General features: G+C 71.9%; 18 protein-coding genes and 1 pseudogene. 11 read left to right on the top strand and 8 right to left on the bottom strand.

Annotation, left to right across the window (positions count from 1 at the left end):
- The first annotated feature begins 4 nt into the window (after nt 1-4).
- From H295_RS0109685 to H295_RS0109675, 3 genes are read left to right on the top strand one after another with little or no spacing between them, the layout of a single operon-like run.
- Nucleotides 5-754 (top strand): acetoacetate decarboxylase, encoded by a 750-nt coding sequence (locus tag H295_RS0109685; protein ID WP_020135159.1) that lies wholly within the window; start codon nt 5-7, stop codon nt 752-754.
- Complete coding sequence (locus H295_RS0109680) at nt 751-1,719, top strand: 3-hydroxyacyl-CoA dehydrogenase NAD-binding domain-containing protein (protein ID WP_020135158.1); 969 nt, start codon at nt 751-753, stop codon at nt 1,717-1,719. Before H295_RS0109685 ends, H295_RS0109680 begins: the two co-directional genes overlap by 4 nt.
- A gap of 1 nt (nt 1,720) precedes the next feature.
- Nucleotides 1,721-2,923: an acyl-CoA dehydrogenase family protein gene (locus H295_RS0109675; protein ID WP_020135157.1), complete on the top strand. Its 1,203-nt coding sequence runs from the start codon at nt 1,721-1,723 to the stop codon at nt 2,921-2,923.
- 101 nt (nt 2,924-3,024) lie between these two features.
- Here H295_RS0109675 and H295_RS0109670 read toward each other — a convergent pair whose 3' ends face one another.
- Genes H295_RS0109670 through H295_RS0109660 form a run of 3 tightly spaced genes read right to left on the bottom strand, consistent with a single transcriptional unit; the run spans nt 3,025 to nt 4,533 of the window.
- Nucleotides 3,025-3,690 carry a dihydrofolate reductase family protein gene (locus tag H295_RS0109670; RefSeq protein WP_020135156.1) on the bottom strand — a complete coding sequence of 222 codons (666 nt, stop codon included), beginning with the start codon at nt 3,688-3,690 and terminating at the stop codon, nt 3,025-3,027.
- Nucleotides 3,690-4,187 (bottom strand): SRPBCC family protein, encoded by a 498-nt coding sequence (locus tag H295_RS0109665; RefSeq protein WP_020135155.1) that lies wholly within the window; start codon nt 4,185-4,187, stop codon nt 3,690-3,692. Before H295_RS0109665 ends, H295_RS0109670 begins: the two co-directional genes overlap by 1 nt.
- Nucleotides 4,168-4,533 carry an ArsR/SmtB family transcription factor gene (locus H295_RS0109660; protein ID WP_020135154.1) on the bottom strand — a complete coding sequence of 122 codons (366 nt, stop codon included), beginning with the start codon at nt 4,531-4,533 and terminating at the stop codon, nt 4,168-4,170. Before H295_RS0109660 ends, H295_RS0109665 begins: the two co-directional genes overlap by 20 nt.
- Nucleotides 4,534-4,621: 88 nt before the next feature.
- Here H295_RS0109660 and H295_RS0109655 point away from each other — a divergent pair, with 88 nt between their 5' ends.
- Both H295_RS0109655 and H295_RS0109650 read left to right on the top strand, forming a co-directional pair.
- Nucleotides 4,622-5,503, top strand: a complete 882-nt coding sequence (locus H295_RS0109655; protein WP_043217335.1) for an acyl-CoA thioester hydrolase/BAAT C-terminal domain-containing protein — start codon at nt 4,622-4,624, stop codon at nt 5,501-5,503.
- Between the two features lie 80 nt (nt 5,504-5,583).
- Nucleotides 5,584-6,339 (top strand): hypothetical protein, encoded by a 756-nt coding sequence (locus H295_RS0109650; protein WP_020135152.1) that lies wholly within the window; start codon nt 5,584-5,586, stop codon nt 6,337-6,339.
- Between the two features lie 34 nt (nt 6,340-6,373).
- Here the strand turns inward: H295_RS0109650 and H295_RS47175 are convergent, their stop codons facing one another.
- The gene (locus H295_RS47175; protein ID WP_158691037.1) at nt 6,374-7,309 is read right to left on the bottom strand and encodes an SCO2400 family protein; all 936 of its coding nucleotides are present in this window, start codon (nt 7,307-7,309) and stop codon (nt 6,374-6,376) included.
- A gap of 206 nt (nt 7,310-7,515) precedes the next feature.
- Nucleotides 7,516-8,256 (bottom strand): TetR/AcrR family transcriptional regulator, encoded by a 741-nt coding sequence (locus H295_RS0109640; protein ID WP_020135150.1) that lies wholly within the window; start codon nt 8,254-8,256, stop codon nt 7,516-7,518.
- A gap of 145 nt (nt 8,257-8,401) precedes the next feature.
- Between H295_RS0109640 and H295_RS0109635 the strand changes: the two genes are divergently transcribed.
- The 4 genes from H295_RS0109635 (at nt 8,402) to H295_RS0109620 (ending at nt 14,454) form a co-directional block, all read left to right on the top strand.
- Complete coding sequence (locus tag H295_RS0109635) at nt 8,402-9,907, top strand: APC family permease (RefSeq protein WP_028809212.1); 1,506 nt, start codon at nt 8,402-8,404, stop codon at nt 9,905-9,907.
- Nucleotides 9,908-9,927: 20 nt separating this feature from the next.
- Nucleotides 9,928-11,580 (top strand): amidohydrolase, encoded by a 1,653-nt coding sequence (locus H295_RS0109630; protein ID WP_020135148.1) that lies wholly within the window; start codon nt 9,928-9,930, stop codon nt 11,578-11,580.
- A gap of 94 nt (nt 11,581-11,674) precedes the next feature.
- On the top strand, nt 11,675-13,324 hold the full coding sequence (locus tag H295_RS0109625) for an NAD-dependent malic enzyme (RefSeq protein WP_020135147.1): 1,650 nt from the start codon (nt 11,675-11,677) through the stop codon (nt 13,322-13,324).
- 113 nt (nt 13,325-13,437) lie between these two features.
- Nucleotides 13,438-14,454, top strand: a complete 1,017-nt coding sequence (locus tag H295_RS0109620; RefSeq protein WP_028809211.1) for a LacI family DNA-binding transcriptional regulator — start codon at nt 13,438-13,440, stop codon at nt 14,452-14,454.
- 19 nt (nt 14,455-14,473) lie between these two features.
- Here the strand turns inward: H295_RS0109620 and H295_RS43010 are convergent, their stop codons facing one another.
- A complete protein-coding gene (locus H295_RS43010) occupies nt 14,474-16,021 on the bottom strand; it encodes a glycoside hydrolase family 43 protein (RefSeq protein WP_020135145.1) in 1,548 nt (515 codons plus the stop codon).
- A gap of 127 nt (nt 16,022-16,148) precedes the next feature.
- On the opposite strand from H295_RS43010, the gene H295_RS0109610 reads away from it, so the two are divergent.
- Nucleotides 16,149-17,576 (top strand): GH1 family beta-glucosidase, encoded by a 1,428-nt coding sequence (locus H295_RS0109610; protein ID WP_020135144.1) that lies wholly within the window; start codon nt 16,149-16,151, stop codon nt 17,574-17,576.
- Between the two features lie 91 nt (nt 17,577-17,667).
- Nucleotides 17,668-18,102, top strand: coding sequence for a tetratricopeptide repeat protein (locus H295_RS0109605; RefSeq protein WP_020135143.1), 435 nt, complete (start codon nt 17,668-17,670; stop codon nt 18,100-18,102).
- 32 nt (nt 18,103-18,134) lie between these two features.
- On the opposite strand, the gene H295_RS0109600 is transcribed toward H295_RS0109605, so the two are convergent.
- Together H295_RS0109600 and H295_RS48560 are read right to left on the bottom strand one after the other, a co-directional pair.
- Nucleotides 18,135-18,488: a VOC family protein gene (locus H295_RS0109600; protein WP_020135142.1), complete on the bottom strand. Its 354-nt coding sequence runs from the start codon at nt 18,486-18,488 to the stop codon at nt 18,135-18,137.
- Between the two features lie 68 nt (nt 18,489-18,556).
- Nucleotides 18,557-18,625: pseudogene (locus H295_RS48560) on the bottom strand (DUF4440 domain-containing protein); the annotation flags it as partial.

Raw genomic sequence — 18,625 nt, 5'->3', positions numbered from 1 at the left:
CGGCATGCGGACCCAGGACGTACGACAGCGCCTGACCACCCCCCTCACCAGCCCGGCGTACCCGCCGACGGTCCCGCGGTTCACCGACCGCGAGTACCTCAACATCGTCTACCGCACCGACCCCGACGCCCTGCGGGCCGTCGTCCCCGAACCCCTGCGGATCGACGAGCCGTTGGTCCGGTTCGAGGTCATGAGGATGGGCGACGTCAGCGGCTACGGCCCCTACACGGAGGCCGGCCAGGCGATCCCGGTGAGCTTCGAGGGGGAGCGGGGCGAGTACCTGCACGCGATGTACCTCGACAACTTCCTGGCCACCGCCTCCGGACGCGAGGTCGCCGCCTATCCGAAGGCCATCGGCTCGCCGTCGCTGTACGTCGACTCCGGCGCTCTCGTGGGCACCCTCGACCACGGCAGTCTGCGGGTCGCCACCGCGACCATGGGCTACAAGCACCACGAGCTGGACCGGGCCGAGGCCGAGGCCCAGATCACCGTGCCGACCTTCATGCTCAAGACGATCCCCGGCTACGACGGTCTGCCGCGCGTGCAGGAACTCGTCCGCACCCGCATCACCGACGTCACCGTCAAGGGCGCCTGGACCGGCCCCGCCCGGCTCCAGCTCTTCCAGCACGTGCTCGCCCCGCTGGCCGACCTTCCGGTCCTCGAGGTCGTCTCCGCGAGCCACATCCTCACCGACCTGACGCTCGCGGGCGTCGAGCCGGTCCACGACTACCTGAAGGGAGGCGCTCCCAAGTGACCCGCCCCTTCCGTACGACCCGCCCCTTCCGTACGGCCGCCGTCATCGGCGCCGGGACCATCGGACTGTCCTGGACAGCGCTGTTCGCGGCCCACGGCCTGACCGTGCGGGTGAGCGACCCGCGCCCCGACCTCGCCGAGGCCGTGGACGGCTCCCTGGCCGCCTGCGCCCCGCACCTGGCCGCCCGCGGCCTGGACGTCACCGGCCTGGCCGACCGCGTGCACCTCATCCCCGAGGTGACCGAGGCGGTCCGGGACGTGGACGTCGTACAGGAGAACGGCCCCGAGCGCGTCGAGTTCAAGAAAGACCTGTTCGCCACCCTGGTGCGAGAGGCGCCCGCCCACGCGCTGCTGCTCAGCTCCTCGTCGGCGATCCCGTCGACCGCGTTCACGCAGGAACTGTCCGACGAGGACGCCGCCCGAGTCCTGATCGGCCACCCCTTCAACCCGCCGCACCTGGTCCCGCTCGTGGAGGTCGTCCCCGGCGAGCGCAGCGGCGAGGAGGCCGTCCGGGCAGCGGTCGACTTCTACACCTCGGTCGGCCGCACGCCGGTCGTCGAGCGCAAGGAGATCCCCGGCTTCGTCGGCAACCGCCTCCAGAACGCGCTCAGCCGCGAGGCCGCGTACCTCGTCCAGGAGGGCGTCGTGACCCCCGAGGACCTCGACAAGGTCGTGACCAACTCGCTGGGCCTGCGGTGGGCCACGGTCGGGCCGTTCCTCGGCGCGCACCTGGGCGGCGGACCCGGCGGCTACCGGCACCTGGTCGAGCACATCGGCAGGTCCATGCAGCGGACGGGGGCGGGGCTCGGCACCCCCGAGCAGCAGGAAGACCAGCAAGAACGGCTCATCCAAGCCGTCGAGAAGGCCTACGGCTCCTCCACGTACCCGGAACTCTCCGAGACGCGCGACCGCAGGCAACTCGCTGTCCTGGCAGCCCTGGACAGCGCGGACAAGGAGGAGAACTGAGATGACCACCACGCACGAACCGCTGCAGGCCCAACTGGTCGCGGACTTCTACGCCTTCGAGAGCCTGCTGTCCGACGACGAGCGCAAGCTCCTCCTCAAGGCCCGCGACCTCATGCGCGAGCAGGTCAAGCCGCTGGTCAACGAGAACTGGGCCAAGGGCGAGTTCCCGAAGGAGCTCATCGGCCTGTTCCGCGAGAGCGGCCTCGCCGGTCTCCCGTACGAGGGCTACGGCGAGTACGGCCCCGCCGTCAGCAACCTGCTCAGCGGCACCATGGCCATGGAGATGGCCCGCACCGACGCCTCGGTGTCCACCTTCTTCGGCGTCCACAACGGCCTCGCGATGTACTCGATCTACTCCGGCGGCGACCAGGAGCAGCGCGACCGCTGGCTGCCGGCGATGGCCGCGATGGACAGGATCGGCGCGTTCGCGATGACCGAGCCCCTCGGCGGTTCCGACGTCGCGGGCGGCATGCGCACCACCGCCCGCCGCGAGGGCGACACCTGGGTGCTCAACGGCGCCAAGAAGTGGATCGGCAACGCCACCTTCGCCGACTATGTCGTGGTCTGGGCCCGCGACGAGGACGACAACCACGTCAAGGGCTTCGTCGTCGAGAAGGACATGCCCGGCTTCGACCCGAAGAAGATCGAGAACAAGCTCGCCTTCCGCATCGTCGAGAACGCCGAGATCACCCTGACCGACGTCCGGGTCCCGGAGGCCAACCGCCTCCAGAACATCAACTCCTTCCGCGACGTCGCCGAGATCCTGCGCGCGACCCGCGCGGGCGTCGCCTGGCAAGCGCTCGGTGTCATGGTCGGCGCCTACGAACTCGCCCTCGACTACGCCCGGGAGCGCAGGCAGTTCGGCCGCCCCATCGGAGGCTTCCAGCTCGTCCAGGACCTCCTGGTCAAGAGCCTCGGCAACATCACCGCGTCCTGGGGCATGCTCGTGCAGCTCGCCCGGCTCCAGGACGCCGGCGTCTTCCGCGACGAACAGTCCTCGCTGGCCAAGGCGTTCGTCACCTCGCGGATGAGGGAAGTCGTCGGCTGGAGCCGCGAGATCTTCGGTGGCAACGGCATCCTCCTGGACCACGACATCGCCCGCTTCTTCGCCGACGCCGAGGCGATCTACTCCTTCGAGGGCACGCGCGAGATGAACACCCTGATCGTGGGCAAGTCGATCACCGGCCAGAGCGCGTTCGTGTGAGCGGCGAGGCCCGCCCGCCGAGGGTGGGCGGGCCCTGCTGAAGGGACAGTCCATGTGCCCCGGGACCGAGCGGTCCCGGGGCCTTTGTGCGGAAGCCCGGGCTACCGCTTCCCGACGGTGTACGTCAGATGGGTCACCCGGGACGACGCGTCCGCGCGGGACTGGGTCAGCGTCAGCCGGTCCGCGTCGACGTGGTCGAAGAGGCGGATGCCGGTGCCGAGGAGGACGGGGGCCAGGGTGATCGAGAACTCGTCGACCAGGGCCCCGTCCAGGTACTGCTGAATCGTCTCGGCACCGCCGGAGATGCGCACATCGCGGTCGCCGGCCGCCTCGCGGGCCTGGAGCAGGGCGCTCTCGATGCCGTCCTCGACGAAGTGGAAGGTGGTGCCGCCCGGCCGCTCCCACGGTTCGCGACCGGAGTGGGTGAGGACGAACACCGGGGTGTGGAACGGTGCTTCCTCCGGCCAGGACAGCTCGCCGGCGTCGAACATGCGCCGGCCCATGACGCTCGCACCGGTGCGCTCGTACGTCGCCCGCGCGAAGTCGTCGTCGAGGCCCTCCTCGCCCCCCTCGCCGAGGCCGAGGCTCTCCCGGAACCACCGCAGCGGGAACACCCACGCCTGGAGCTCCGACCACTTCGCCAGCCAGCGCCGGGCCCTCGGGTCGTCGCGGCCCTCGGGCGTGAAGACGACCTCGGCGGGCACGTCCTCCGGCGCCATGAAGCCGTCCAGCGACACCGTCACGCTGAAGAACACCTTCCCGGACATCAGCTCTCCGTTCCGTGGAGAAGGCCGGCGACGTAGGCGGCCAGGTTGCTCAACGTCTGCTCGCCGCCCTCCACCGCGTGGTACTTCTCCACCGCCTGGTCGCGGAGTTCCCTGGTCGGGAACACCGTCCGCATCGCGATCCGGGTCCGCTCGCCGGTGGACTCGAAGGTGAGGAAGGACTCGAAGGCGTCGGGGTCCGTACGCGACTCGCCGTGCAGCAGCGCGATCCGCTCCGGCGGGACGATCTCCCGCCAGGTGATCCACTCCTGGTAGTCGGTTCCGTCCGGCCCGTGCATCACGAAGTCCCACGCACCGCCCACGCGGAACTCGAAGGACCGTGTCGTGGTCGTGAACCCCTCGGGGCCCCACCAGCGCGACAGGTGCCGCACCTGTGTGAACGCCTCGAACACCAGCTCCCGCGGGGCGTCGATCTCCCGGGAGACCAGGATCTCGCGGTCCGCGGTCGCGGGATCGCCGTCACTGCTCGTCGTCGCCATGGTCCGGTCCTTCCTGGTGTGCCTGCTTCAACTCCCGCACGTAGTCGTCCAGTCGGTCGAAGCTCTCGTTCCAGAACTGCTCGAAGCCGCCCACCCACTCGTGGATCGGCCGCAACCCGCGGGCGTCCAGGCCGTACAGCCGCTGCTTGCCTGCCTCACGGACCTTCACCAGCCCGACCTCCCGCAGCACCCGCAGGTGCTTGGACGCCTGCGGCTGGGTCATCCCCAGGTCCCGCGCCAGCTCGGTCACCGGCCGCTCACCGCCCCGCAGCAGCACCAGGATGTCCCGCCGCTGCGGTTCGGCTATCGCGTTGAACGCGTCCGAGGTCGTCGCCGCTCGTGCCATGACGTCATCATATGCCTATATCGGCATGCGTCAAGGGCGGCATCCCGTGTAGCGTCGAGGCGCACCTACCGGACGCAGGAGAGCCATCTTGACCACGCACGCAACGGACGTCATCGAGCGTGAGCTCACAGAGCCCTGGCAAGGGTTCCTGGCTGCCCCGGCCCGGGGTACTTGCCGCGCCGGCGTGCTGGTCCTGGCGGGCTCCAGCGGCCGGGTGGAGCGCGAACGCGTCCGGCTCCTCGCCCGGCAGGGGCTGACCGCACTGTCGATCCGCTGGTTCGGCGGGCCGGGGCAGTCTCCCGGGATCTGCGAGATCCCCCTGGAGACCTTCACCACCGCCGTCGACCTCCTCCTGGCGCACGGCGCCGAGCGCGTCGGGATCCTGGGTACGTCCAAGGGGGCCGAGGCGGCTCTGCTCACGGCGGTGCACGACCCGCGCGTGGACGTGGCCGTGGCCCTGTCGCCCACCTCCCGCGTCTGGGGCAACGTGGGCCCGGGGCCGGACGGAGCGACGCACCCGTACCGGTCGTCCTGGACCTGGCGCCGGCAGCCGCTGCCCTTCGTGCCGATGGACGACTCCTGGACGCCGGCCGAGCCCGACGGCGACCCCGTCGCCATCCGCGGATGGTACGAACTCAGCGAGCGGACCCACGCCCACCGGCTCGCCGCGGCGGACATCCCCGTGGAGCGCGCACGGGCCGAGCTGCTGCTCGTCGCGGGCGGCGACGACGCGATGTGGCCGTCCCTGCCCTTCGCGGAACAACTCGCCGCACGCCGCCGTGCAGTCGGCGCCACCGTGCGCCTGGTCGCCCGCCCGGACGCCGGCCACCGTCCGCGACTGCCCGGCGAGGGCCCGGCGCCGGTGTCCCCGCGGTTCCGCTACGGCGGCACCCCCGAAGCCGACGCCCTCCTCGGGGCCGCCGCCTGGCCGCACCTTCTGGACCTGCTGCACGGCACCGGCGATCAGTAGAAGCACATGACGGACCGTGTATTCCCAGGCCGGCAGCCCTGGTTCCGGGGATGTCAGTGGGGGCGTCTACTGTGCCGACCATGGAGACGATCTACCGGACCTGGGCGGAGACGGTCGCGCTGTTCGAGCGCCGCGGCTTCCCGGAGGAGACCTACGGCAGCCTGGACGAAGACGAGTACATCCTGCATCCGGGGCCCGCGGCGCTGCCCGGCTCCCTCTGGCTGGACGATCACCAGTACCGGCACCGGAACCCCTGGATCAAGGCGGGTGGCCGACCCGAGTACGAGGGGATCGACGGCGCGGTCACCGGATACGTCATCGACGGCGACCTCCATGTCGACGGCAACATCCTCAACCTGGAGTACGGCGGCCCGTCGCTGATTGTGCTCGGCGATCTGAAGGCGGCCAACCTCGTCCTCGGCGGTTCGTCGCACGTCCTCGTCCAGGGGGACATCGACGTCGAGACCTTCGTCGGCACCTCCACCGACCAACTCGTCGACATCCGCGGTGACCTGCGCGCCACGCTGGCGATCCTCGGGGACGAGTTCGTCCCCGAGGTCGGTGGCCGGCTGTGTGGACGGGCCCTGGTCCCCGGCTATCTCGATCTGGCCGACCACGGCGTGGCCGTGGAGGACCCCGCCCCGCACGCAGGCCTCTCCGAACTGCTGGTGCCCGAGGTCCTCCTCGCCGACGGAGAGGACCTCGGCGACGACGACCACCTCGCCGAACAGGGCCTGCGCTACGAGCACATGATCGACCGGCTGGTGCGGGGCCTCCCCGCGATACGCGGCGGCCGCACGGTCGCCCCCCTGGAGGAACTCCCGCCGGTGCGGTAGGGCGCCGCGGCCACCAGGCCCGCGCAGTCGATGGTCAGCTGATGCAGAGCAGGTTGAGCACGCACAGTCCCGCCGGATCGGTCGCCGACGACGAGGAGGAAGTCGACCCCGACGTCTGCGAGGTGCCGGAACCCGTGCCGGTGTCGGTGCTCGACCCCGTGGTGGTCGTCGACGTGCCCGCGCCCGTGGACGTGGAACCGCCCGTCGCCGTGGACGACGGCGTCTGCGCCGTCGTCGAGCCGGACGCGCTCGTCGTGCCGCTGCCGCTGCCGCTGCCGCTGTCGGCGCCGACGGCCGCCGACGTCGAGAGCGTGGACTGTGACTGCGACTGTGAGCGCGCGGCGGTCTTCGCCGTGGGCGCCGGCGAGCCGACGGAGTCCGTGCGGACGGAGGAACGGCCCGTGGTGGACGCCGAGTCGGCCGTGCGCCGGTGCTTGGCGATCGTCGTGGCCGGCGTGTCCGAGGCGCTCCGGTGTGCGTCGCCCGAGGTCGTGTCCGGGAGGGAGCCGTCCGAGGTGGGCAGTTCCGACACGCCCATGGCCCGGTTGTCCGGCGCGGTGGCCGCCTGGGCGCGGGTGGCGGACCCCTGGCTCATCGCGGAGACGGTCAGGCCGCCGCCGACGAGGGCGACCGCGGTCGCGACCACAGCCTTGCGCTGGTTCTTCTTCCAGCGGACCCGCTGGCGCCGCCGTGCCGCCCGGCCCTCCGTGGTCACCGGCGCGTCGGACACGTCCTCGGAGCCGAGGCCCGGGTCGGTCCCGGCGGCGGGCTCCTCGTGGTGGCCGGCGTCGTGCCAGGCGGGTGCTTCGTCCCAGGCCGTTGCCGCCGTTCCCGTCGTCGCGTGGACGTAGGAGGGGGGAGCGATGTCGGGGGCGTAGGCGCCGCATCCGGGACACGCCAGGGCGCCGTTGAGATGCCGACGGCACGAGGAGCAGTAGTCCATCTGGTCTTCCTGAGTCGACTGCACCATCGGCCCAGTGGCCGTGGCCGGTCTCGTTCGCACGGAGGATCGAGCCGAGGTAAAAGTAGCGACGCTTTCGAAAGGCAGTGTGCAGCCTGTGTGATGCTCTTGCGCAGATGTCCGAGGGGTGCGGTGATCATGGGGCGTACTGCGCATTCGCGCCCCCTGTCCCCACCGCACGGCACCCTGTCGACGCCCTGTAGTGGGTCTTTCCCTCAACAACCCTCTTGCCAGGGCGAGTTGCCTGCGACGTCCGGTAGGCGGGAACGCCCCGACGCCCGCGCCGCCAGCGCCTCGAGGAGCAGTTCCACCGCCTCCTCGAACGAGCCCTCCGCCATTCCCGGCAGCTCCCGGCGGACGGCGGTGAGCGCCGGGTACGTCGACGGGTCGAGGTCCTGGTAGACGTCCCGCCAGGCCCGCTGGTCGGCCTCCCGTTGAGGGCGGGGGAGTGCCAGGAGGGCCGCGTCCGCGGCCGCGTGGCTGAGCACCGTGTCGATGAAGGCGAGGTAGAGCCGGGCGGCGGCGGACGGCTCGAAGCCCGCCTCCAGCAGCAGGCCGATGCCCATGTCCACCGCCCGGATCTCGTTCCTGCGCCGCGTCACCCGGTGCGCGGCCAGCGCGGCCGCGCGCGGATGGGCGAGGTATCCGGAGCGGACCCGCAGGGCCATCTCGCGCAGCGAGGCCACCCAGTCGTCCCCGGGCGTGAAGCCCTCCATCGCGTCGCCGATGATCCGGTCGGCGATGGCGAGGACCAGGTCGTCGGTGTCGTGGAAGTAGCGGTACAGCGCGGTCGGGTCGCAGCCGAGCGCCGCACCGAGCCGGCGCACGCTCAGCGCCTCGGGGCCGTGCTCGCCGATCAGCCGCAGCGCGGTCCCCACGATCAGCTCCTCGGACAGCAGGACTCCGGAACGGGTGGGCCGCCGACGCCGGCGCTCCGGCGGGACACGGGTGGTCATGGGCGGGGCTCCTCTCGACGCGGCCCGCACAGTGAACGACCCCCGGCCTCCTTACGTCAACAGGGTTGACCGAATGTGGACGGTGGCGGTTCCATCACCTCACCGCGCGGCTCTTCCTCCGTCTCCCGTCCCCGAGGAGCCCTCCATGTCGTCAGCACCGCCCGTGTCCTCCCCGCCCGGAACCACGCTGCGCCGTTCCCTGGGCGTCGTCGACGGCGTAGCCCTCGCCGCCTCCAGCACCGCGGCCACCACCAGCATCGCCATCGGCATGGGCACGATCGCGACCATCGTGGGCCTCCAGGCCCCGGCCCTGCTGCTCCTGGCCTTCCTGCCGGTGCTCGGCATCGCCACCGCCTACGCCCGCCTGAACCGCTCCGAGCCCAACATGGGCAACGGCTACGTCTGGGTCGGCAGATCCCTCGGCCCCTGGCCCGGCTTCCTGACCGGCTGGGTCACCCTGGTCGGCTCGATCATCTTCTGCGCCTACACCAGCGCGATCATGGGCTCGGTGGTGCTGATCTTCGCCAACAAGGCGGGCCTGCACAGCGTCGCCGGCATCGCCCTCGATCCGACGTCCACCGGTGTCACCACGGCGGTCGGCCTGGTGATCCTCGTCGGCCTGACCGTCCTCGCCGTCACCGGCATCCGGGCCGCCACCCGCTTCCAGTTCGCCCTCCTGGTCTTCGAGTACGCCGTCCTGCTGGCCTTCTGCGGCTGGGCCCTGATCACCGGCGACCACGGCTTCTCGCTCTCCTGGTTCAACCCCTTCGAGATCTCCAGCGGCAAGAACTTCGCCCAGGGCATGGTCCTCGCGGTGTTCTTCTTCTGGGGCTGGGACGCGGCCTTCAGCGTCAACGAGGAGACGAAGAGCCCGGGGGAGGCGGCCCGCGGCGGCCTCATCGCCCTGTTCGCCATGCTCGGCCTGTTCCTCTTCGCCTCGGTCGCCTTCCAGCGCGAGATGAGCCTCTCCGAACTCGTCAGGAACGGCCCCCAGGCCCTCCCGTACCTCGGCGCGAAGCTGGCCTCCGAACCCTGGGCCACCCTGCCCGTGGTCGCGCTGATGTTCTCCGCCGTCGCCTCCGTGCAGGCCACCCTGATCCCCACCGCCCGCGGACTCTTCGCCATGAGCCGCGACCGCACCATGGGACCGCTGTGGACCCGCATCCACCCCCGCTACGGCACCCCCGCCGCCGGCACCGCCGTCGTGATGGCCATCGCCGCGGTGATCGCCCTGCTCGCCGTCGCCATCCCCAAGCTCAGCGACATGCTCCTGGCAGCCGTCAACGCCATCGGCCTGATCGTCGCCCTCTACTACGGCCTCACCGCGCTCGCCTGCGCCGTGCGGTTCCGCTCCGCGCGTCACGAGGGCGCCCGGGAGGCGGTGCTCGCCATCGGCGTGCCCGCCGTGTCCGGACTGATCCTGCTCGGCCTCGGCGGCTACCTCGGATACTCCTACCTGACCATGAGCGACCACTTCGCCCTCAGCCCCGACAACGGCTGGTTCATGTTCTCGCTGCCCGCCGCGATCGTCCTCGCCGGCCTCGGCATGGCCGCCGTCGCCAAGTACGTGAGGCGCTCGCCGTACTTCACCACAGGGCGCGGCACCGACGCCGACGCCCTGACCCTGCCGATGGACCGCACGGCGGTCTGACCCCCACTGGAGCCACACCCATGTCACCCACCGCGGACCTCGTCCTGACCGGCGGTCCCGTGCACACCGTCGATCCCGCCCGCAGCCGCGCCACCTCCGTGGCCGTACGCGACGGGCGGATCGCCGCCGTCGGCCACGACGAGGTGCGCGAGCTGATCGGCCCGCACACCGAAGTCGTGGACCTCAAAGGCAAGTTGCTGCTCCCCGGCTTCCAGGACGCGCACGTCCACCCGCAGGGCGCCGGACTCGAACTCGGCCTGTGCCACCTCGCCGACACCGTCGACCCGGCCGAGTACCTGCGCCGGATCGGGGAGTACGCCGACCAGCACCCGGACGCCGAGTGGATCACCGGCGGCGGCTGGTCCCTGGAGGCGTTCCCCGGCGGTTCCCCCACCGCCGAGGCCCTCGACGCGATCGTCCCCGACCGCCCCGTCTTCCTGCCCAACCGCGACCACCACGGCGCCTGGGTCAACAGCCGCGCCCTGGAACGCGCCGGCATCGACGCCCGTACCCCCGACCCCGCCGACGGCCGCATCGAACGCGACGCCGACGGCAACCCCACCGGCATGCTCCAGGAGGGTGCCGTCCACCTGGTGGGCAGGCTGGTCCCGGAACCCACCCCCGAAGACCAGGTCGCCGCGCTGCTGCGGGCGCAGGCGGTACTGCACTCGTACGGCGTCACCGCCTGGCAGGACGCCATCGTGGGCGCCTACGCCAACATGACTGATCCGGCGCCCAGTTACCAGGCCGCCCTCGACCAGGGCCTGCTCACCGCCCGCGTGGTCGGCGCCCTGTGGTGGGACCGTGAGCGCGGTGCCGAGCAGATCCCCGAACTCGTCGCCCGCCGCGAGGAGTTGCACCGGGACCGGTTCCGGGCCGGCACCGTGAAGGTCATGCAGGACGGCATCGCCGAGAACCACACCGCCGCGATGCTCACCCCCTACCTGACCGGCTGCGGCTGCGCCTCCGGCAACAGCGGCATCAGCTTCGTCGAACCCGGCGAGCTGAAGAAGTACGTCACCGAACTCGACGCGTCCGGCTTCCAGGTCCACTTCCACGCGCTCGGCGACCGCGCGGTGCGCGAGGCCCTCGACGCCGTGGAGTCCGCCCGCACGGCCAACGGATGGCGGGACACCCGCCACCACCTGGCCCACCTCCAGGTCGTGCACCCCCACGACGTCCCCCGCTTCCGAGCCCTGGGCGCGAGCGCCAACCTCCAGATGCTGTGGGCCGCCCACGAACCCCAGATGGACGAACTGACCCTGCCCTTCCTGGGCGCGGAACGCGGCGCACGCCAGTACCCCTTCGGCGACCTGCTGCGGGCCGGCGCCACCCTGGCCGCCGGCAGCGACTGGCCGGTCAGCAGCCCCGACCCCTTCCAGGCCATCCACGTCGCCGTCAACCGCGTCTCCCCGGGCGCCCCCGAGGGCACCCCGGAGTTCCTCCCCGGCCAGCGCCTCGACCTCGGCACCGCCCTCGCCGCGTACACGGCCGGCAGCGCCCACGTGAACCACCTCGACGACATCACCGGCAGCATCACCGTCGGGAAGTCGGCCGATCTCGTCGTACTCGACCGGGATCCCTTCACGGCCCCGCCCGAGGAGATCGCCGCCACCCGGGTCCTCGAGACCTTCGTCGAAGGACGCCGGGTGCACACGGCCGACGACGCCTGAACCCGCCGTACACCCGGACGGGGCGGCTGATTCGGAAACGGGTCGACGGGGCACAGGAGTAGCTGGTCTGAAACCCGCCGACCCGAGGAACGCCATGGCACCCCACACCCCCCAGGTCCGCGGAGCGGCCCTGCTCGCCGATCCCCTCCTCAACAAGGGCACCGCCTTCACCCCCGACGAGCGGGCCGCACTCGGCCTGGACGGGTTGCTGCCACCGGCGACCGAGACCCTCGACGAACAGGCCGACCGGGCGTACCACGCATTCCTCGGCTACGACAAGCCGCTCCACCGGCACATCTACCTGCGCCAGCTCCAGGACACCAACGAGGTGCTCTTCTACGGCCTGCTCACCCGGCACCTGGAGGAGATGCTGCCGGTCGTCTACACCCCCACGGTCGGTGAGGCCTGCCGCAGGTTCAGCGAGATCTACCGCAGGCCCCGCGGCCTGTTCCTGACCTACGAGGACCGGCACCGCTTCCGGGAGATCCTGCGCAACCGGCCCGGCGGCGAGGTCGACGTCATCGTCGTCACCGACGGGCAGCGCATCCTCGGCCTCGGCGACCAGGGCGTCGGCGGCATGGGCATCCCGATCGGCAAGCTCAGCCTCTACACCGCCATCGGCGGCATCCGCCCCGCCCGCACCCTCCCGGTCCTCCTCGACGTCGGCACCGACAACGACGAGCTGCTGGCCAATGAGCACTACCTGGGCCGCCGGCAGCACCGGGTGACCGGCGAGGAGTACGACGAGATGATCGAGGCGTTCGTCTCCGCCGTGGAGGCCGAACTCCCCGGGACCCTGCTCCAGTGGGAGGACTTCGCGACCGCCCACGCCCGCCCGATCCTCACCCGCTACCAGGACCGCCTGCTCACCTTCAACGACGACATCCAGGGCACCGCCGCCGTGGCGCTGGGCGCGCTGTCGACCGCCACGAAGGTCGCCGGGTCGTCCCTGACCGACCACCGGATCGTGGTCCTGGGCGCGGGTTCGGCCGCGGTCGGCGTCGCCGACATGATCCGCACCGCCCTCGTGGAGGAGGGACTGTCCGAGCAGGAGGCGGCCGACCGGTTCTGGTTCGTCGACATCGACGGCCTCCTGGTGCGCTCCCGCACCGACCTCACCCCCGAGCAGCGGGTCTACGCGCGCGACGACGAGGAGGTACGGCAGTGGAGCGCGCGCGACCTGGGCGGCGTGGTCGGCGAGGTGAAGCCGACCGTGCTGATCGGGCTGTCCACGGCACACGGCGCCTTCACCGAGGACATCGTGCGCACCATGGCCGGCTCCTGCGACCGGCCGGTGATCCTGCCGCTGTCCAACCCGACCTCGAACGCCGAGGCCGATCCCGCCGACCTGGCCCGCTGGACCGACGGCCGGGCCCTGATCGCCGCGGGATCGCCCTTTCCGCCGCTGAAGGCGGACGGCCGCGAGGTCCCGGTCGCGCAGGCCAACAACGTGTACGTCTTCCCCGCCGTCGGCCTCGCGGTGACCGCGAGCCGGGCCACCCGGGTCACCGACCGCATGATGGTCGCCGCGGCCCGTGCCCTGGGCGACTGCGCGGTCCGGGCGGGCACCGACGGCGCCACCCCGCTGCTGCCGCCGCTGGCGGGCATGCGGGACGCGGCCCGGGACATCGCGCTCGCCGTGGCCCTGACGGCCGTCGAGGACGGCGTCGCCCCCGAGGCCGGCGAGGAGCAGCTGCGCGAGGCGATCGCGACGACCCAGTGGACACCGCGGTACGGGTCCTGACCGGGGGACCCCGTCGACGCGCCCGCCGCCCGCCGCCCCGCTCCGTGGCCTGTGGCAGGATCGGCGGCGGGCGCGGGACCGCCCGCGGGGGTTGAGGACAGAGGACGAGTGACATGGACCGGCCGCCAGGCATGATGGACGTGGCCCGCGAGGCCGGCGTCTCGCACATCACCGTCTCCCGTGTCGTCAACGGCCACCCCTCGGTCCGCCCGGAGACCCGCACCCGCGTCGAGGCGGCGATCCAGAAGCTGGGCTACCGCCGCAACAGCGTCGCCAGGGCCCTCAAGAGCCGCCGCTCCTCCACGATCGGGGTGGTGATCGTCGGGTCGGACCTCTTCGAGCTGCCGCGCATCCTCCTCGGCGTGGAGACCGCCGCCAAGACGGCCGGCTACTGGGTGAGTCTGGCCAGCCGGCAGGGCGAGAGCACCACGGGCGACCTCGTCGAGACACTTCAGCGGCTCACCGACCAGTCGGTGGAGGCGATCGCGGTCGTCACCGACCGGCCCGTCGCGGTGGAGGCGCTGTCCGGCCTCTCCTTCGAGGTGCCGGTGGCGGTGGTGATGTCCGGCGGCGGGTCCGACCCCGGCCTGAGCTTCGTCGAGGTCGACCAGGAACTCGGCGCCCGCCTCGCCGCCCGCCACCTCCTCGGCCTCGGACACCGGGACGTCGCCCATCTGACGGGCGCGCTGCGCACCTTCGACGCCCGGGCCCGCGTCGAGGGCTGGCGGGCCGAACTCGCCGCCGCCGGTGCCGAAGGAGCCCTGCTGGAGGGCGACTTCACCGCCGAGAGCGGCTTCCGCCTCGCCCATCGGCTCTGCGACGCCGACGCCGGCCCGCCCACCGCGGTCTTCGCCGGCAACGACCTGATGGCCATGGGCGTGCTGGCGGCCTTCGCCGAGCGGGGCGTCGGAGTGCCGCGGGACGTGTCCCTCGTCGGCTTCGACGACATGAAGGGCGCGGACTTCCTGGTGCCCGCCCTGACCACGGTCCGCCAGGACTTCGCCCACCTCGGCCGCAGCGCCATCGAGGAACTCGTGCGGATGCTGGGTGGGGAGCCCGCGCAGCGCCGGCGGCTCACCCCGGAACTCGTCGTACGGCACAGCACGGCCGCGCCCCGCGCGCGCTCCTGAGGTTCACCCCGCCGACGCCTCAGTCCTGGCCGGGGACGTACTCGAACCACCGCACCTGCGCCTCCCCGTCACCCGTGCCCGAGGTGCCGTACAGGCCCAGGTGGACGCCCACGAAGCCCCCGGCCCGTTCCGTGCTGAAGAAGGGCCGCTCGACACTGCCTACGGCCGACCCGGCGCCGTCCTCGACGTGGAAGGTGTAGGCGGCCTCGTCGCTGTCCACGGCCAGGACGCACTCGGTGCCGGTGACCGGAACGGCCCCGAGGCGGGTGGGGATTCCCGCTTCCACGGCGGTCAGGACGGCCTGCCGGGTGCCGTTGCTGTCGACGGTGAGGGCGAGGGTGGCGTGCCTGCGGTCGTTCTGGAAGACCACCAGCCCCGCTTCCTGCCCGGGCTCGGGGGCGACCAGACGGACGCGGGCGGCGGCACGCATCCGCAGGTGCTGCTGCGGGCGGGCGACGAACGCGGGCGTCCCGGTCGAGGTCAGGGGCTCGGGGGAGAGGCGGATGGTCAGGCCGCCCTCTCCGGGGCGAGGTGACACGAGGCCGTCGACCGGTCCGCGCAGGCCGGTCCACTCCGGGCCGAGCGCGGGGCCGGCGAAGTCGTCCCGCACCGGCCCGTCCTGGACCCCGGGTGCCGCGGTGACTCCCGCGGGCAGTCGCTCCGAGAGACCGACCCGGCCGGTGCCGGGGGCGAACACCGGGCCCCTGTCGGTCCATTCGACGGGGACGAGGAACACCTCGCGGCCCAGGGTGTGGGTGCCGTCGGTCGGTCGGACCCCCAGGACCACGGCCCACGTCTCACCGGCCGGGGTGTCGACGAGGTCGGCGTGACCGACGTGGTGGACCGGTTCGGCTGCCCCACGGTGGCGGTGGGTGAGCAACGGGCTTCTGGGATCGGTGGTGTAGGGGCCGGTGACGGACTCGGCGCGGGCCGCGGTGACGGCGTGATGGTGTTCGGTGCCGCCCTCCGCGGCGATCAGGTGGTACACCCCGTCCCGCTTGTACAGGTGCGGTGCCTCCACCCACGCGCCCCGCACCGCGCCGTACCAGAGCGGGTACGTGGGGCCGGTCAACTCCTGCTTGTGCAGGTCGAGTTCGCGCATCCACAGCTCGCCCGGGCCCGTCACCTCCGGCTCGGCGGCGTCGCGGCAGGCGGTGAACCAGCAGCGGCCGTCGTCGTCGAAGAAGAGCGACGGGTCGATGCCCTCGGCGTCCAGGGCGACCGGGTCCGACCACGGGCCGGCCGGGTCGGCGGCCGTGAAGAGGTGGGTGGTGCTGCCCCGGCGCCCCCGCGCCAGGGTCACGACCACGTAGAAGGTGCCCTCGTGATGGCGGATCGTGGCGGCCCACAAGCCGTCCGAGACGTCCAGCCCGGTCAGCGGCACCTGTGACGGCCGGTCGACGACGTGACCGAGCGGGGTCCAGTCCACCAGGTTGCGGCTGTGGTGGACGGGCAGCCCGGGGAAGTACGCGAACGACGACGTGACCAGGTAGTAGTCCGCCCCGACCCGGCAGATCGAGGGGTCCGGACGGCTGCCGGCGAGAACGGGGTTCGAGAAGGTCGGCACAGGGCGCACTCCGAGGCGGACGGGGGCGGGAACGGGGTTTCTCCGGGTGAGACCTTGACAGCTTGTTAACGTTAACATCACCGTGGATGTCGGCCGCAGTCCTCAGCATCCTCAGAAGGAATCCCGCATGCCGACAGACCAGTCCCCGTCCTTCCCCGCCCACTTCCTTCTCGGCTCCGCGACCGCCTCGTACCAGATAGAGGGCGCCGCCACCGAGGACGGGCGCGGTCCCTCCATCTGGGACACCTACTCCCACACGCCGGGCAAGACCTGGAACGGCGACACCGGTGACGTGGCCGCCGACCACTACCACCGCCTCGAAGCGGACCTCGACCTCATGGCCTCCCTGGGCCTGAAGGCGTACCGGTTCTCCCTCGCCTGGCCGCGCATCCAGCCCACCGGCCGCGGCCCGGCCAACCCCAAGGGGCTGGACTTCTACAGCCGCCTGGTCGACGGCCTGCTCGAGCGGAACATCGTCCCTGTCGCGACCCTCTACCACTGGGACCTGCCCCAGGCCCTGGAGGACGAGGGCGGCTGGACGAACCGGGCGACCGCCGAGGCCTTCGCCGAGTACGCCCGCATCGCCGGGGAGGCCCTCGGTGACCGGGTCGCGATCTGGACCACGCTGAACGAACCGTGGTGCTCCGCCTACCTCGGCTACGGCTCGGGCGCCCACGCCCCCGGCCGCACCGACGGCGCCGCGGCACTCACCGCGGTCCACCATCTCAACCTCGCCCACGGGCTGGCGGTCGAACAGCTCAGGGCGGTCACCACCAACGACCCGCAGTACTCGATCACCCTCAACTTCCATGTCCTGCGAGGCGAGGGCGACGGCGGCGACGAGGCCGTACGCCGTATCGACGCCCTCGCCAACCGTGCCTTCACGGAGCCCCTGCTGCGCGGTCACTACCCCAAGGACCTCATCGAGGACACCGCCGGCATCACCGACTGGTCGTTCGTGCGGGACGGCGACCTCGCCCGGATCCACCAGCCGCTGGACCTGCTCGGCGTCAACTACTACGCCACCACCAGGGTCCGGCTCTGGGACGGCGAGACGGAACGGCAGAACAACGACGGTCACAAGGGCATGGGCGGTTCGCCCTGGCCCGGCTCGCCCCAGGTCGAGTTCGTCGAGCAGGAGGGTCCGCGCACGACCATGGGCTGGAACATCGACCCGGACGGCCTCGAGGAACTGCTCCTGGACCTGCACACCCGGTTCCCGGAGCAGCCGCTGGTCATCACCGAGAACGGGGCGGCCTTCGAGGACCGGGTCACCGTCGGCCCCGACGGCACCCACGCGGTCCACGACCCCGAGCGGGTCGACTACCTCCACCGGCACATCACCGCGGCGCACCGGGCGCTGGCCGCGGGGGTCGATCTGCGCGGGTACTTCGTGTGGTCGCTGATGGACAACTTCGAGTGGGGCTACGGCTATTCGAAGCGCTTCGGCATCGTCCACGTGGACTACGACACCCAGCGGCGCACGCTCAAGGACAGTGCGCTGTGGTACCGGGAGCTGGCGAGGACGGGGACGGTGCCGCCGATCGGCGGGTGAGGAGGAATAGTCGTTCGAGGGGGCGTGTTGCGAGGGGGTGATTGAAGCGTCAACAAATGGAGACGCCAGAGCTCTCGGTGAGGGAGGAACCATGACCGACAACCTCAACGCCTACCCGGCGAGCGACGGCGTCGCCCCCGACCGCTGGGCCAGCGCGCTGCACCTCTTCGACAACGGCCCCGGCGGAGCGCGCGAGGAGAGCACGGCGGAGCGCTGGGAGCGGGCCCGGCTCCTGTTCGACGCGCGGGACTACAGCGCGGCCGCGAAGCTGCTCCCGGCCGTCGTCGAGGAGGCCCCGGAGCAGACCGGCCCGCGCCTGCTGCTGGCCCGCGCCTACTACCACTCCGCCCAACTCCGGCGCGCGGAGGAACAGTTGCGGCTGATCGTCGAGCGTGACCCGGTGGAGCACTACGCCCACCTGATGCTCGGCCGCACCCTGCAACGCCAGGGCCGCGAGACCGAGGCGACCCCCTGGCTCCGCATGGCGGACGCCTTCGCGGGGGAGTTCCCGGACGACGACGAGTAAGGGCAAGTGAGGGGGTGGGAGCCGGTGCGGGGTCAGGCCGGCTGCCACAGCTCGATCCGGTTGCCCTCAGGGTCCGTGACCCAGCCGAAGCGGCCCACGCCCTCCATGTCCTGGGTCGCCTCGGCCACGTCCGCTCCCCGCGCGCGCAGCTGGGCGAGCATCGCGTCCAGGTCGCGGACCCGGAAGTTGAGCATGGTCTGCTGGGTGCGGGACCCGAAGTAGTCGGTCCCGGCCTCGAACGCCGCGAAGACCGTGGGACCGGCCTCCGGACGCCACAGACCGTTCTCGTCGGCCTCCAGGCCCAGGCAGTCGCGGTACCAGGCGCTCAAAGCCGCGGGGTCGGTGGCCCGCAGGAAGTAACCGCCGATTCCAAGCACACGTTCCATGGCGTCATCCTGCCAGGACGGCGACGGGACGGGCCGTAACAGAGCCCGTCCCGTACAGGCGAACCCCCTCAGTCGTTCATGGCGTCGCGGACGAGCGCGGTGTCGACGAACTGTTCGAAGCGGACGATGAGTCCGCC

This window comes from Streptomyces sp. 351MFTsu5.1 (assembly GCF_000383655.1).
Taxonomy (GTDB): Bacteria; Actinomycetota; Actinomycetes; order Streptomycetales; family Streptomycetaceae; genus Streptomyces; species Streptomyces griseorubiginosus.
This window is presented reverse-complemented; position numbering and strand designations above follow the sequence as displayed.

Excerpts from the sequence above, each read along its gene's own strand:
- H295_RS0109670 (WP_020135156.1), bottom strand. The coding sequence starts at position 3,690 with ATGTCCGGGAAGGTGTTCTTCAGCGTGACGGTGTCGCTGGACGGCTTC.
- H295_RS0109660 (WP_020135154.1), bottom strand. The coding sequence starts at position 4,533 with ATGGCACGAGCGGCGACGACCTCGGACGCGTTCAACGCGATAGCCGAA.
- H295_RS0109675 (WP_020135157.1), top strand. The coding sequence starts at position 1,721 with ATGACCACCACGCACGAACCGCTGCAGGCCCAACTGGTCGCGGACTTC.
- H295_RS0109625 (WP_020135147.1), top strand. The coding sequence starts at position 11,675 with ATGGCACCCCACACCCCCCAGGTCCGCGGAGCGGCCCTGCTCGCCGAT.
- H295_RS0109605 (WP_020135143.1), top strand. The coding sequence starts at position 17,668 with ATGACCGACAACCTCAACGCCTACCCGGCGAGCGACGGCGTCGCCCCC.
- H295_RS0109665 (WP_020135155.1), bottom strand. The coding sequence starts at position 4,187 with ATGGCGACGACGAGCAGTGACGGCGATCCCGCGACCGCGGACCGCGAG.
- H295_RS0109650 (WP_020135152.1), top strand. The coding sequence starts at position 5,584 with ATGGAGACGATCTACCGGACCTGGGCGGAGACGGTCGCGCTGTTCGAG.
- H295_RS0109635 (WP_028809212.1), top strand. The coding sequence starts at position 8,402 with ATGTCGTCAGCACCGCCCGTGTCCTCCCCGCCCGGAACCACGCTGCGC.
- H295_RS47175 (WP_158691037.1), bottom strand. The coding sequence starts at position 7,309 with ATGGTGCAGTCGACTCAGGAAGACCAGATGGACTACTGCTCCTCGTGC.
- H295_RS0109600 (WP_020135142.1), bottom strand. The coding sequence starts at position 18,488 with ATGGAACGTGTGCTTGGAATCGGCGGTTACTTCCTGCGGGCCACCGAC.
- H295_RS0109620 (WP_028809211.1), top strand. The coding sequence starts at position 13,438 with ATGGACCGGCCGCCAGGCATGATGGACGTGGCCCGCGAGGCCGGCGTC.
- H295_RS0109610 (WP_020135144.1), top strand. The coding sequence starts at position 16,149 with ATGCCGACAGACCAGTCCCCGTCCTTCCCCGCCCACTTCCTTCTCGGC.
- H295_RS0109630 (WP_020135148.1), top strand. The coding sequence starts at position 9,928 with ATGTCACCCACCGCGGACCTCGTCCTGACCGGCGGTCCCGTGCACACC.
- H295_RS0109640 (WP_020135150.1), bottom strand. The coding sequence starts at position 8,256 with ATGACCACCCGTGTCCCGCCGGAGCGCCGGCGTCGGCGGCCCACCCGT.
- H295_RS0109685 (WP_020135159.1), top strand. The coding sequence starts at position 5 with ATGCGGACCCAGGACGTACGACAGCGCCTGACCACCCCCCTCACCAGC.